This window comes from Mesorhizobium sp. B2-8-5 (assembly GCF_006440675.2).
GTDB lineage: Bacteria > Pseudomonadota > Alphaproteobacteria > Rhizobiales > Rhizobiaceae > Mesorhizobium.
In genome coordinates, this window is the sequence record NZ_CP083951.1 from 5,196,746 (window position 1) to 5,209,633 (window position 12,888).

At 63.1% G+C, this 12,888-nt stretch carries 11 protein-coding genes and 1 pseudogene; 9 read left to right on the forward strand and 3 right to left on the reverse strand.

Going from position 1 to position 12,888, the window contains the following annotated elements; all coding sequences use genetic code 11:
- Positions 1-98: 98 nt before the first annotated feature.
- Both FJ430_RS25720 and FJ430_RS25725 read left to right on the forward strand, forming a co-directional pair.
- Entirely contained in the window at positions 99-884 is a 786-nt protein-coding gene (locus FJ430_RS25720) for a ThuA domain-containing protein (protein WP_140703351.1), read from the forward strand.
- A 102-nt stretch (positions 885-986) separates the two neighbouring features.
- Positions 987-2,045, forward strand: coding sequence for a Gfo/Idh/MocA family protein (locus FJ430_RS25725; RefSeq protein ID WP_140703349.1), 1,059 nt, complete (start codon positions 987-989; stop codon positions 2,043-2,045).
- Positions 2,046-2,243: 198 nt separating this feature from the next.
- Here the strand turns inward: FJ430_RS25725 and FJ430_RS25730 are convergent, their stop codons facing one another.
- From FJ430_RS25730 to FJ430_RS25740, 3 genes are all read right to left on the reverse strand, one after another.
- Positions 2,244-2,966, reverse strand: a complete 723-nt coding sequence (locus tag FJ430_RS25730) for a 3-keto-5-aminohexanoate cleavage protein (RefSeq protein ID WP_140703347.1) — start codon at positions 2,964-2,966, stop codon at positions 2,244-2,246.
- A 166-nt stretch (positions 2,967-3,132) separates the two neighbouring features.
- A complete protein-coding gene (locus FJ430_RS25735) occupies positions 3,133-4,065 on the reverse strand; it encodes a dimethylarginine dimethylaminohydrolase family protein (protein WP_140703345.1) in 933 nt (310 codons plus the stop codon).
- A gap of 35 nt (positions 4,066-4,100) precedes the next feature.
- On the reverse strand, positions 4,101-5,696 hold the full coding sequence (locus FJ430_RS25740; protein ID WP_181175238.1) for an amidohydrolase: 1,596 nt from the start codon (positions 5,694-5,696) through the stop codon (positions 4,101-4,103).
- Between the two features lie 82 nt (positions 5,697-5,778).
- On the opposite strand from FJ430_RS25740, the gene FJ430_RS25745 reads away from it, so the two are divergent.
- The 7 genes and pseudogenes from FJ430_RS25745 to FJ430_RS25775 all read left to right on the forward strand — a co-directional run.
- Entirely contained in the window at positions 5,779-6,666 is an 888-nt protein-coding gene (locus FJ430_RS25745; protein ID WP_140703340.1) for a LysR substrate-binding domain-containing protein, read from the forward strand.
- A 181-nt stretch (positions 6,667-6,847) separates the two neighbouring features.
- Positions 6,848-7,942 carry an ABC transporter ATP-binding protein gene (locus FJ430_RS25750; protein ID WP_140703338.1) on the forward strand — a complete coding sequence of 365 codons (1,095 nt, stop codon included), beginning with the start codon at positions 6,848-6,850 and terminating at the stop codon, positions 7,940-7,942.
- Between the two features lie 83 nt (positions 7,943-8,025).
- Positions 8,026-9,141 (forward strand): ABC transporter substrate-binding protein, encoded by a 1,116-nt coding sequence (locus FJ430_RS25755; protein WP_140703647.1) that lies wholly within the window; start codon positions 8,026-8,028, stop codon positions 9,139-9,141.
- A 21-nt stretch (positions 9,142-9,162) separates the two neighbouring features.
- Positions 9,163-9,996, forward strand: a complete 834-nt coding sequence (locus FJ430_RS25760; protein WP_140703336.1) for an ABC transporter permease — start codon at positions 9,163-9,165, stop codon at positions 9,994-9,996.
- 4 nt (positions 9,997-10,000) lie between these two features.
- Positions 10,001-10,807, forward strand: a complete 807-nt coding sequence (locus FJ430_RS25765) for an ABC transporter permease (protein WP_140680640.1) — start codon at positions 10,001-10,003, stop codon at positions 10,805-10,807.
- Positions 10,808-11,107: 300 nt separating this feature from the next.
- Positions 11,108-12,622, forward strand: coding sequence for a helix-turn-helix domain-containing protein (locus tag FJ430_RS25770; RefSeq protein ID WP_140703334.1), 1,515 nt, complete (start codon positions 11,108-11,110; stop codon positions 12,620-12,622).
- A 27-nt stretch (positions 12,623-12,649) separates the two neighbouring features.
- Positions 12,650-12,883, forward strand: a pseudogene (locus FJ430_RS25775) (ABC transporter permease); the annotation flags it as partial.
- Positions 12,884-12,888 lie beyond the last annotated feature (5 nt).

A 12,888-nucleotide genomic window follows, 5' to 3' on the forward strand; every position in this document is an offset into this window, starting at 1 on the left:
CCATGCACAGCGAGGCGAAGGTCGAAAACCGCTTTCAATACCGGGCGAAGGCGCTATCTATGGCGCGGGGCGGCTCCCAATCACACACGAGGCTATCCATGACAATTCGCGCTGTCGTCTGGGGCGAGAACATCCATGAGCGGACCAATGAGGTGGTCGCCGGCATCTATCCGGAAGGCATGCACGCGACCATCGCCAAGGCGCTGAATGCGGACAAGGCCATCTCCGCCTCGACGGCGACGCTGGAGCAGCCCGAGCACGGCCTGCCGGAATCCCGCCTCGCCGAAACCGACGTGCTCGTCTGGTGGGGCCACAAGGACCATGGCGCGGTGACCGACGAGGTGGTCGAGCGCGTCGCAAAACGTGTCTGGGAAGGCATGGGGCTGATCGTGCTCCATTCCGGCCATTTCTCGAAGATCTTCAAGCGGCTGATGGGCACGCCCTGCACGCTGAAATGGCGCGAGGCCGGCGAGCGCGAGCGGCTTTGGGTGACGAGCCCCAGCCATCCCATCGCCGACGGCGTCGGCGAATTCTTCGAGCTCGAAAACGAGGAAATGTATGGCGAGCAGTTCGCCGTGCCGGAGCCGCTGGAAACAGTCTTCATCTCCTGGTTCCAGGGCGGCGAGGTGTTCCGCTCGGGCCTGACCTACCGGCGCGGCGCCGGCAATGTCTTCTACTTCCGCCCCGGACACGAAACCTACCCGACCTATCACGATGCGACGGTCCAGAAAGTGCTGCGCAACGCGGTGAAGTGGGCGCACAACCCGCATGGGTCGAAGCCGGCCATCCTCGATGCGCCGAACGTGCCGGTCGAGAAAGCGCTGGAGCCGATCGAGGAGCGCGGGCCCAAGCTGCACGCGCATGGCGAGGCCGGCTTCCGCTAAAAAAGCACTTCCCTGCTTCGCTTGGGATTGCGCGGATACCGCGCCTGGCTCACATTCGCCCCACATGATTGAATCGAACCAAATCGCTCGGAGGAGCAGAAAATGCGGCTTTTGATACTCGGTACCGGCTGGATGGCGCAGGAACATGCCCGCCGTTTCGGCGCCATCGAGGGCGTGGAATTGGCGGCGGCCGTCGATGTCGATGAAAAACGTGTCGGCGAGTACGCAGACGGCTTCAAGATTCCGAAGCGCTTCACCTCGCTGGAGGCGGCGCTCGACTGGGGCGATTTCGACGCGGTCGCCAATGTCACGCCGGACCGCATCCACCACTCGACCACCATGGCGCTGGTCGCTGCCGGCAAGCCGGTGCTGTGCGAAAAGCCGCTGGCGGAAAATTTCGGCAAGGCGAGCGAAATGGCCGATGCCGCGGAAGCCGCCGGCATCGTCAACATGGTCAACCTCACCTATCGCAACGTGGCCGCGCTGCAGAAGGCGCGCCGGATGGTCCAGGCCGGCGAGATCGGCACGGTGCGGCATGTCGAGGCCTCCTATCTGCAGAGCTGGTTGGTGTCGAAATTCTGGGGCGACTGGCGCACCGATCCGAAGTGGCTATGGCGGCTGTCGCGCGGCCACGGCTCCAACGGCGTGCTCGGCGATGTCGGCATCCACATCCTCGATTTCGCCAGCTATGGCGCGGCGCTCGATATCGACCATGTGTTCTGCCGACTGCGCGCCTTCGACAAGGCGCCGGACAACCGCATCGGCGAGTACCAGCTCGACGCCAACGACAGTTTCGCCATGACGCTCGATTTCTCCAATGGCGCCTTCGGCGTGGTGCATGCCAGCCGCTGGGCCACCGGCCACATCAACGAACTGCGCCTGCGCATCCATGGCGACAAGGGCGCCATCGAGGTGGTGCACAATCTCGATGGCTCGATGCTGAAGGCGTGTGTCGGTAGCAACGTCGAGAACGCCAAATGGGAGGAGCTCGATGCCGGCATGGTGCCGACCAACTACCAGCGCTTCGTCGAGGCGGTGAGGAGTGGCGTGCAGGCCGAACCCACCTTCCGGCACGCGGCAGGCCTGCAGAAGGTGCTCGACCTTGCCGTGGTGTCGGATGAGAAGCGCGCCGAGTTGAGGGCCAACGCCGATACGCAGTGAGCCCGAAACTGCTGATCTCCCCCCTTGCGGGGGAGATGCCCGGCAGGGCAGAGGGGGGTGCTGTCCCGCCGACCTTTCAGCTGTTTGTAGCTGCTGCGTCTGCGGGTTATTGATGGAAAGTCGCCAGCGTTGGCGTTCCTTCACACTCCCCTCTGTCCTGCCGGACATCTCCCCCGCAAGGGGGGAGATTGGCTGTGGCTACGCTCTGCGATAAATCCCGATCGCCGCCGCCACCAGCGCCGCATTACCGTCCGCCACGCTGCCGTCCGGCAATTCCTTGCCGTCCTCCAATCCCACTCGGGTCGAAAATTTCCGCGCCGCCGCGCGCTCGACGAAGGGCCATACCGTCGCGTTCTCGCCATGCAGCAGAATCGAGCGGCGGATGCCGGCGCGTTCCAGCACCTTCTCGATGCCGTCGGCCACCGCAAAGGCCTCGTCCAGCGTCTGCTCGGAAATCTCGATCAGCACGCGCAGCACCCGGCCGCCATGATCGAGGCCGACCAGTCGTTCGGCGTCGGCGACGGACGCCAGGCCCGCCTCGATGCCGATGCCGCGCTGGTGCAGGCTTTCCATGACCACGGGCGCGGCCGTCTCGCTGAGATTGACCGAGGCATAGTCAGGCAGTTCGCGCCAGCCGGAGATGGCGACAAGCGTGCGCAGGTCGTCGTTCTCGATCCAGGCGCCGGTGGAGACGCCGATCAGTGTGCCCGGGCAGGCGCGGCGGAGTGCCGCGACCGTCCTGTCCATCGCTTCCGGCGCAAGGCTCTCTCGCCCGTCGGCGCCACGTGCATGGACGTGCAACTCGGCGGCGCCCGCAGCGATGGAGGCGGCGGCGTCACGCGCCATCGCCTCGGGGTCGAGCGGCAAGGCGGGGTGGAAATCGGCGGGTCGCGCGCCGTTGATGCAGGCCTGAACGATCATCCTTGCGGCAATCCTGTTTCGGTTGGCTGAAGCCTAGCGCAGGATCGGAGTGGCCGGAACCGGAACGATGCAATCTCCTGACAGGCCGCGCGACCAATATCCCCCCTGGCCTGCGGCCAGAGGGATAGACATTCATCGCGGGCGATCGCCGAACCTCGAAGGCCCCTTAGGCCGGCACGCGCTTCAGCGCCTGCGCCATGCAGTGGATGCCGCCGCCGGTCTTGGAGATTTCGCTCATGTCGACGGCCGCGACCTCGAAGCCTTGAGCTTTCAGCTTCTCGATCAGCGTCTTGCTGGAGGTCGGCGCGATCACCCTATCCTTGCCGAGCGACATGAAGTTGCAGCCGAGCGCCATCGTGTCCTGGAAGGGCACGTCGATGATCTCGTGGCCCTTGCCCTTCAGCCAGTCGACGATGCCGGGCTCGGTGCAGGCAAGGCAGACGGCGGTGAGCTTTTCGGCGATCGGCACCACCATCAGGTCGATATGGACGTAATATTCGTCGATGAAGGCAAGACGCGTCTCCCAGCCTTCCTTCTCGAACCAGTCCTGCACCTGGCGCGCGCCCTCTTCCTGGGTGCGGGCGCCGCCGCAGCCGATCAGCACCACGCCCTCCTCGATGACGTTGAAGTCGCCACCCTCGAAGGTGCCAGCCGTCACCATGTCGTAGATCGGGATGCCGAGCTTCTCATAGGTGCGGATGGCGGCATAGTTCTCGCCGCGCCGCCACCAGTTGGCCATGGCGGTGATGAAGGCGCCGTAAGGCGTCATGACGCTGGAGTCGCGCGAATAGACCTGCATCGGCAGTTCCGGCGTCGGCTCGTGCCAGTGGATGTTGACGCCGAAATGCTCATAGGCCGCGACGAGGTCCTTGTGCTGCGCCTGCGCGATCTGGACGTTGCAGGGGGCCTCGCGCAGATATTTTCTCGACAGCGAACTGGTCGACAGGTGGCGCAGGAAATTGGGCGAGCCGAGCAGGACGTCAGTCAGCACGTCGGTCTCATTGGCGAAGCCCCACGCGGTCAGCGGCTTGGTGCCGCCATTGGGGTTGCGGCGCTGCAGCGAGAACGGCTCGGCGACGATGCGGTCATGGACAGTCATGGAGTTCTCCTCGAGCTGGTGTCGTTGTTGGTCAGTTATGCGGTGGAAGCGGCCGGGATCCACCAGCCGCGCCCGCGCGGCGTGGTGACATATTCCGGCCAGCGGAAATGGATGGGCGGTTCGTAGTCGCAAAGCGGCGCGATCCAGTTCGAGCCGCCGACGCCACCGCCGGTTCGCTTGACGAATTCGTCCATGGCGGCTTCGCGCGCGGCCTTGTCTTCCAGCAGGCGCAGCGCCGTCAGCGCGACCGTCTTGGCGGCGCAGGTCACCATCGGATCGATGGTGGCGGAAATACCGCCCAGCGCATTCATAACCCAGGAGGGATAGGCGTGGCCGTTTGCCGAGCGCAGCGCCGGACGGGCGACATAGAAGCGCGACGTCGGCGCGTGCCAGCTCATGTCGGTGTAGTCGTCCGAGGTGGAGTTCAGCTGCGACGGCGGCAGGTCGCGGCGCAGGATCGCTTCCGCGTCGCGCGGCGTGATCAGCCGCTCCAGCTCGTCGATGAACGGGTTCTCGGTCGCCTCGCCGCCGGCGTTGACCTGGACCTCGCGGGCGATGACCCTCGCCGCCTCGTCCCAGCGCGGCGCGCCGACGGTCGAGAGTGACTGATAGGTGATGTCGGCCATGGCGTGGTTGGCCAGTCCTGGGCGCGACTTCGATACCCAGTGGCGCTCGTAGCGGCAGCCGCTCATCTTCGCCGCCGCTTCCGCGTTGCGGTCGAGCACGGCGGTCACCTGCTCGGCCATGGCAATGGTCGGCACGCGGATCATGTACTGGATTTCGGCCAGCCCCGCCGGCAGATTGTCGGCGGTCGCCTGCCCTGCCGTCAGGATCGCCTCGCTGATCGACCAGCCGCCCTGATGCGTCAGCATGGAATCGCGCAGCGCCTTGGAGGCCATGTACATCATCATCAGCGCATCGTTGGCGCCGGGCGCCCTGACCGCCGAATGCGCCTGCGGGATCGGCGCACCATCGCTCGCCACGCGCGTCCAATTCTCGGGTTCGTCGCAGATGAAGCGGTAGATCATCGAATAGGCGGCGCCGCAATGCGTGTCCCAGCGCGCCGTGTTGCAGAGCGGCAGCATGTAGAAGGGATGGAAGGAGATCATGCCGGCGAGGCCGTCATAATAGCCCTTCGCGGCATGGATCGGCTTCGAGCCCCTCACCTTCTCGGCTGGCTCGCCGGTGAAACGCAGCGTGCCCTTGATGCCATGCTCCAGCATCGCCGCCTTGGTGGCCAGAAGCCCGCCGAGGTTGCCGATGCCGAGGCCCGAATGTGGATCGGTGTGCCCGCCGGCCTCGACGCCCAGGCCCGGCCGCGCGCGTTTGACCGTCGCGGCATCCTGGCAGTTGCCGGGCACGGCGTCATATTCGCCATACATGCCGATCACCGGCCCATCGCCATTCGTCCAATGGGCGCAGAAGGCGGTTGGCATGCCGCCCGAGCCTTCCTCGACCGAAAAGCCTTCGCGCTTCAGCCGATCGACATACCAGGCGGCCGATTGATACTCGCGCCAGGCGGTCTCGCCGAAATCGAAGATGGTGCGCGTCCATGCCGACAGCAGCGGCTGGATGTTGTCGATGCAGGCGAGCGCGGTTTCTTGCGCCGAGGTCGTCACCGGTTTGTCCATGGCTCAAAGAAAGCAGTGAAGCGGCTCATCAAAAAGTGATATGTTTTCCCGGTTCGTGCAAATTCGGTTCACCTGAGGCCCCTTGCGCATACCTTCCACGCAGGCGCTGCGCGCCCTCGACAGCTTCGCCCGTCACGGCAGCGTTTGGCGCGCCGCCGACGAGCTTCACCTCACCCGAAGTGCTGTCTCGCATCAGTTGCGACTGCTCGAGCGCGATCTCGGCTTCGATCTCTTGCAGCGCATCGGCAAGGGTGTGGCCCTCACCCCGCGCGGTCAGCGTTATGCTGCCGATGTCAGGAAAGCGCTGACCGTGCTTGGCGACGCGGGAACGCAAAACAGCGGCGCCGGCGTCGGCGGCTCCTTCGGCATCTCGTGCCCGCCGGGCTTCGCCTCGATGTTCCTGTGCACGCATATCGGCGAATTCCAGCAGATGTATCCGGACGTGGCGCTCTCCGTGCTGACGCCGCGGCGGCTCGACGACGTCTCCAACCCGGAGGCCGACGCCTTCATCGCCTTCGGCGTCGGCAACTGGCCGAACCGGGCGGTGGAACTGCTTTGCGAAGTCCACTTCACGCCGTTGTGCAGCCCGACCCTGCTCAACAAGATCGGCGGCTTTTCCAAACCCGCCGACGTGCTGCGCGCCAATCTCCTGCATCTTTCCGACACTGAGGACTGGGCACGCTGGCTGGCGCTGTCCAAGGTGGAAAATCCCGATACCGAAGGCGGCATCTTCTTTTCCGACATGAACCTCGTCTTCTCGGCAGCGATCGCCGGCCAAGGCATTGCCATGGGCGACGAGCTGACCGGTCGCCGGGCGTTGAGCGAGGGCCGGCTGGTCAAGCCGTTCGAGGCGTCGGTCCCCTCGCCGCGTTCGTATTACCTGGTGTTCGAGCATGCGAAGGCCGGGCATCCGGTGCTGAATGCGTTCAGCGACTGGCTAAGGGCGAAGTTGTTGGAGAACAGGCTTTAGATTGAGCGGGGCGATGGAGAGCCAATCTCCCCCTTGGGGCCCAAAGGGGGGAGATTTGCAGTTCCAGCGCCACTCCCTCTCTCAGACGTGAATCGAATTTGCCGATCAGGCGAAAACTATTCGGTTGCGGTGAGCCGCAGCCATGCCTACGATTTCATTGGGAACTGAGGAAAGAGCCAGGATGCAGCAACCCGGCCGGGCCGCAGAAATCAAGGCGAACGGGATCGGCAAGAGCTTCGGCTCGTTCCGAGCGCTGGACAATCTGTCGCTCGATATCGGCCGCGGCGAGTTCCTGACGCTGCTTGGACCGTCAGGTTCCGGCAAGACCACCTTCCTGATGATCCTCGCCGGCTTCGTGCAGCCGAGCGAAGGCAAGCTTTTCAGCGACGGCGTCGACATAACAAACCGGCCGGCCGAACAGCGCGCCGCCGGCATGGTCTTCCAGGGCTACGCTTTGTTCCCGCATATGAGCGTGGAACAGAACATCGCCTTCCCGCTCAAGGTGCGCAAGAAATCCGCCTCGGAAATCAAGCAACGTGTCGGCGAGATGGTCGAGCGCGTCGGCCTCAAGGGCCATGAGAAGAAACTGCCGGCGCAGCTTTCCGGCGGCCAGCAGCAGCGCGTGGCGCTGGCCCGCGCGCTGGTGTTCGAGCCGGGCGTGCTGCTCCTCGACGAGCCGTTCTCGGCGCTCGACAAGAGCCTGCGCGGCCAGATGCAGTCCGAGATGAAGCGGCTGCACCAGGAAACCGGCACCACCTTCGTCTTCGTCACCCACGACCAGAGCGAGGCGCTGGCGCTGTCGTCGCGCGTCGCCATCTTCAACCACGGCAAGCTCTTGCAGGTCGGCAGGCCGGACGAGGTCTACGACCGGCCGGCCAACCGCTTCGTCGCCGAGTTCCTGGGCGAGATCAACATGCTGCCGGTGAAGGGCGTGCGCCCCGCCGACAGTGGCGCGACCGGGCTCTGCGAGGACCGCGCCGTCAACATGCGCTGCAAGGCCGAGACGATAAAGGGCGACGCCATCCTCGCCATCCGACCCGAGGACATGTCGATCGCGCCGGAAGCATCGGTCAACGAGAACGGCATCGCGGCGACCGCTGTCGCCTCGACCTATCTCGGTGCCGCGACCAAACTCGACCTCACCACGCGCCAAGGCGCCAAGGTCACCGTCTCGGTGCCGAACGAGGTCGCGGCCGCGGCCTTGAGCAAAGGCAATTCCGTCTGGCTGACCTGGCCGGCGGAAAAAGGTTTCCTCCTTCCGGACGGAGGACAATAGAGCGCGCCGCCGCGGCCTGAAATCGCCGCATCGGCTTCCGGTTCAAATCAACGACAACAAGGGGAACTGACATGAACGACGATATGAACAACAAGACTCGGAAACAGGCCATCGAATCCCTCGCCGAGCGGACCAAGCGCGGCGAGATCTCGCGCCGGCAATTCGCGCAGCTCGCGGGCCTCGTGCTCGCCGGTACGCCGATGCTTTTGCGCTCGACCGGTGCTTTCGCCGACACCAAAGGGCTGGTGCTGGTGAACTGGGGCGGCGACGCCATCACGGCTTACGACGCAGCCTATGGCCAGGCCTTCACCAAGGACACCGGCATCCCGGTCAAGATGGACGGTTCCGGCCCGACCGAGGGCGCGATCGCCGCGCAGTACAAGAGCGGCGCGCCGACCTGGGACCTGGTCGACGTCGATCCGTTCTCGGCCATCACGCTCGGCGGCCAGGGCATGCTCGAACCGATCGACTACAAGGTCGTCGACAAGAACAAGATGCGTCCGGGCTTCGGCTGGGAATATGCCGCTTCGACCTACTTCTTCTCCTATGTGATCGCCTACGACTCGCAGAAGTTCGGCTCCAACGCGCCGACCGGCATGGCCGACTTCTTCGACGTAAAGAAGTTCCCTGGCAAGCGCTCGCTCTACAAATGGGGCGTGTCGAGCTGGGAAGCGGCCCTTCTGGCCGACGGCATCGCGCCGGCCTCGCTCTATCCGCTCGACCTGAAGCGCGCGCACGACAAGATCGCCGCCTTCAAGGAAAACGTCGTCTCCTACTGGGGCGGCGGTGCCGAAAGCCAGAGCGTTCTGCTCAACGGCGAGGCCTCGATGGCGATCGTGTGGTCGACCCGCGCCTCGCTGATCGAGCAGGACTCGGGCGGCCAGATCAAGTTCATCTGGGACCAGGGCCTGATCTCGCCCGGCGCGCTCGCGGTGCTGAAGAACAACCCCGGCGGCAAGGACGCTGCGATGAAGTTCATCGCCAGCGCGCAGGATCCGCAAAAGCAGCTCGTCATGTTCGACAAGCTCGGCCAAGGCCCGGCGAACCCGGCGGCCGACGCGCTGATCCCGGCCGACAAGAAGCGCATCAACCCTGTCGATCCGGAAAACATGAAGAAGCAGATCCCGCTCGACATGGAGTGGTACGCCAAGAATTACGGCGCCGCACTCGACGAATACACCAAGATCATCTCGGCCTGACCGGCCGAGATTTTCCAACCGATGAGAGGCACCCTCTCCGACAGGATGGGCGCGGCGCTGCTGATGGCGCCGCTGCTCCTGTTCCTTATCCTTGCCTATGCCTGGCCGTTCCTCGGCGTGGTGAAGTGGAGTTTTACGCTTCCAACGCCAGGGCTGGAGCAATACCACGCCCTGCTTACCGATGACCTCGTGCAGTCGGTGTTCATCCGCACGCTGCGCATCGCGGCGATCGTCACCGTCGTCTCCGTCACCGCCGCCTATGCGATCACCGTTGTCTGGGTGCGCGGCAGCCCGACGCAGCGCGTGCTTGCCGAATTCTGCATCCTGGTGCCGTTCTGGATCTCGGTGCTGACGCGCGCCTTCGGCTGGGTGGCGCTGCTCTCCAACCGCGGCCTGATCAACATCTGGCTGCAATCGATCGGCTTCATCTCGGAGCCGCTGACCCTGGTGCGCAACGAGTTCGGCGTCATCGTCGGCATGTCGCATTTCCTGATCCCCTTCGCGGTGTTCCCGCTGGCGTCCGCCATGCGCAGCCTGGACGAACGCGTGCTGCTCGCGGCGCGCGGCCTGGGCTCCAGCCGCATGCGCACTTTCTGGACGGTGTTCGTGCCGATGACGCGCTCCGGCATCATCGGCTCGGCGCTGATCACCTTCGTCTTTTCGCTGGGCTTCTTCGTCACGCCGGCAATCCTCGGCGGCGGCCGCAGCGTGATGATCGCGGAGCTGATCTATCTGCGCATCTTCCAGAGCCCGGACTGGGGGCTTGGCGCGGCGATCAGCGTCGTTCTGGTGGTGTTCGTCGGCGCGCTGATGGCGCTTCTGTTCCGCTACGTCAAACCGAAACAACTGGTGTAGCGCGATGCCGACTTATCGCCCCGGCCCCGTCTCGCTCATCCTCGCCGTGCTGGTGGCGCTGTTCCTGCTGATGCCGCTGCTTGCCGTCATCCCGGTGTCGCTGACGCCGAGCCGCATGCTGACCATGCCGACCGGTGAATTGTCGCTGCGCCATTACCGCTCGCTGATCGAGGATCCGCGCTGGCTGGAATCGATTCTGCTCTCGCTCAGGATCGGCGTCGTCAGCAGCATCCTTTCCACCGCGCTTGCCCTCACCTTCAGCCTCGGCGTGTGGATGTTCCAGCCGCGCTTCACCGCCGCCCTCGTCGGCTTCGTGCTGTTGCCCATGGTGGTGCCGCCGGTGGTCTCGGCCGTCACGCTCTATTTCCTGCTCACCTCGGTCTCCGGCCTCACCTCCTTCTTCGGCTACGATACCTGGCTGGGTGTGGCCATGGCGCATTCGGTGATGACGGTGCCTTTCGCCACGGTGCTGATCCTGGTGTCGCTCAGCCAGCTCGACCGCCGTATCGATCTTGCCGCACGCGGCCTTGGCGCCAGCGTTTGGGAACGCGCGACGCGCGTCATCATGCCCAACATCAAGTTCGGCATCGTCACCGCGGCGCTGCTGTCCTTCGTGCTCTCCTGGGAGGAGATCGGCGTGACGCTGTTCATCACCTCGGTGAACGCCATCACCCTGCCGCGGCTGATGTGGATGGGCCTGCGCGACAACATCGATCCGGCGATCGCGGCACTTTCGGTGATCCTGATCATCATCACCGTGCTGGTGCTCGCCGTGCGGAGTGTGGCGGTGAAGATGCGCGGCGGACAGTAGGCGAGCCTTCACGCCGCAAAAAATTTCGCTAGCGCCGCTGCTGTGCCTTCAGCATGCTCCTCCGGAAAGAAATGCCCGCCCTTGACCTAACCGCCTGCGATGCCGTCAGCCTATCGCTGCCAGGCGACCGGCTGAATTCCCACGCCGGCCGCTACGCTATGGTTCCTTGCTCATACCACCGTTCTCCACCCTCAAGCCCTTTGTCCACAATCGTTCTTCACCGCCTCCACAACAGACCTTGATCTCCGTGCACTTAACTCTCCATCTTGATTTCATCACGGAAAGAGTTTGGACCCACAGATGGCTGTCTTGACCGATGTTCAGCAAATGGAAGTGGACCTGCGGCACCGCAGCGAAACGCTAAATGTTGAATTTAAAGCTTGGATGGATATCTCGAAGTCGAACAAGGAAGGCCAGGCGAAGATTGCCCGGCACATCGCTGCGATTGCCAATCACGGCGGCGGTCGTGTTTATTTTGGGGTTGATAACGACGGCAATCCGGAGGCGCGGTCTGAGGCCTTTCCCCTCGAACACTTCCGTTCAGACGCGATCCATAACCTCTTGAAAACCCGCCTGGAACCTACCTTGCAGTGCGAGGTTCGCTTTACCGAGTTTACCAACGGGGTCACTTATCCGGTCGTTCATATCCCGTCCCACGGCACCACACCAATTGGAGCCAAAGACGAAAGCAGCTTCATGCATATCTACGTGCGGAGCGTCGGTCCAGAATCAGTGAAAATATCGAGATATCAGCAGTGGGACACAATCTTAAAGCGGTGCATGCGGTTCCGGGATGTCGAAGCCGTTCAAACGCGTGAAGAGGATGAACTCACGCGCACTCAGGCAATGACAAAGGCCATCACGGAATCTGTGACCGCTTCCGTTCTGAAAATCCTTGTAGAAAACATGAGTGCGGCACCTGCCACTGGACCGGGCGTTGATTGGACAACAATCGATGCACTCACGGAAAGTGCGCGCTGGGAGTTTATCGCGCAAATCAATGCTCTCGACTTTGGGACCACTGAAACTGATCAGCAAGTGCGAGAGATTGCTGGCAAACACGTCGTGTCAAGCTACGCGCTCTTGGATTCAGCAAACAACTTCCTCACCCTTGAGCGTCCACATAAGCTACTCAAAACTGCCAGTGAAGAAATGAACTACGTTGCGTCGTTTGGATGGCACGACTTCATTGTGTTGACCAATTCTGACGTGTCACCTCGTACTCGGCTGTGGAACATCGACGGTAAGGATGTCACCGGAGTCGAGGGTATCCGGGTTGACGGCAGATCGGTCTATTTTGGTGAGTACGACTATTGGCGGGCTTATGGGAACTCTGTCTTCGTCACGACCAAGAGCTACCGAGAGGATTATCATCGCCTGAAGGGTCGCGTTGATCATCCGTTCCTCACGTCGGTGAACATATTCATCAGGATGCACAGCCTGCTTGCTCACGCCGCGATTACGACGGCCAATGCGCCAGATGCCGAAAAAATTGCGCTGTTCACCGATCATCGAGGAATGAAGGACCGTATCCTTGGGAGAGGTATGGACTACGGCATGCGTGTACATACGCGTCTCAAAGCGGTCGAAGATAGATATTTTACTCAGCTGGTAGTCGGTCGAGCCGAGTTGTTGGAGGATTATTTCGGCACGTTGAAGCGTCTCTGCGTGCCGATCCTGGAAGTTTGGGGCGGGTCCAATTTTGATCCCGAAGAATGGTTCACAAGGGAGAATGTCGGACAGATCATCTCAGAACTGAGGAAAGAAGGAAGCACCGTCCGGCTATTGGACAAAGAGTTGCAGCAATCCGCCTAATTCCAGATTGATTGAGGTTGCTTCGGACGGATCGGCATCATCACCTCGGCCCTTTTGTCCCTCGTGCTCTCCTTGGGAGAGATCGGCGTGACTTTGTTCATCACCTCGGTGAACGCCATCACCCTGCCGCGGCTAATGTGGATGGGCCTGCGCGACAACATCGATCCGGCGATCGCGGCACCTTCGGTGATCCTGATCATCGTCACCGTGCTGGTGCTCGCCGTGCGCAGCGTCGTCACAAGGCAGCGCGCCGTGCGCTGAAACGG

Excerpts from the sequence above, each read along its gene's own strand:
- FJ430_RS25760 (WP_140703336.1), top strand. The coding sequence starts at position 9,163 with ATGAGAGGCACCCTCTCCGACAGGATGGGCGCGGCGCTGCTGATGGCG.
- FJ430_RS25770 (WP_140703334.1), top strand. The coding sequence starts at position 11,108 with ATGGCTGTCTTGACCGATGTTCAGCAAATGGAAGTGGACCTGCGGCAC.
- FJ430_RS25750 (WP_140703338.1), top strand. The coding sequence starts at position 6,848 with ATGCAGCAACCCGGCCGGGCCGCAGAAATCAAGGCGAACGGGATCGGC.
- FJ430_RS25720 (WP_140703351.1), top strand. The coding sequence starts at position 99 with ATGACAATTCGCGCTGTCGTCTGGGGCGAGAACATCCATGAGCGGACC.
- FJ430_RS25740 (WP_181175238.1), bottom strand. The coding sequence starts at position 5,696 with ATGGACAAACCGGTGACGACCTCGGCGCAAGAAACCGCGCTCGCCTGC.
- FJ430_RS25725 (WP_140703349.1), top strand. The coding sequence starts at position 987 with ATGCGGCTTTTGATACTCGGTACCGGCTGGATGGCGCAGGAACATGCC.
- FJ430_RS25730 (WP_140703347.1), bottom strand. The coding sequence starts at position 2,966 with ATGATCGTTCAGGCCTGCATCAACGGCGCGCGACCCGCCGATTTCCAC.
- FJ430_RS25735 (WP_140703345.1), bottom strand. The coding sequence starts at position 4,065 with ATGACTGTCCATGACCGCATCGTCGCCGAGCCGTTCTCGCTGCAGCGC.
- FJ430_RS25765 (WP_140680640.1), top strand. The coding sequence starts at position 10,001 with ATGCCGACTTATCGCCCCGGCCCCGTCTCGCTCATCCTCGCCGTGCTG.
- FJ430_RS25755 (WP_140703647.1), top strand. The coding sequence starts at position 8,026 with ATGAACAACAAGACTCGGAAACAGGCCATCGAATCCCTCGCCGAGCGG.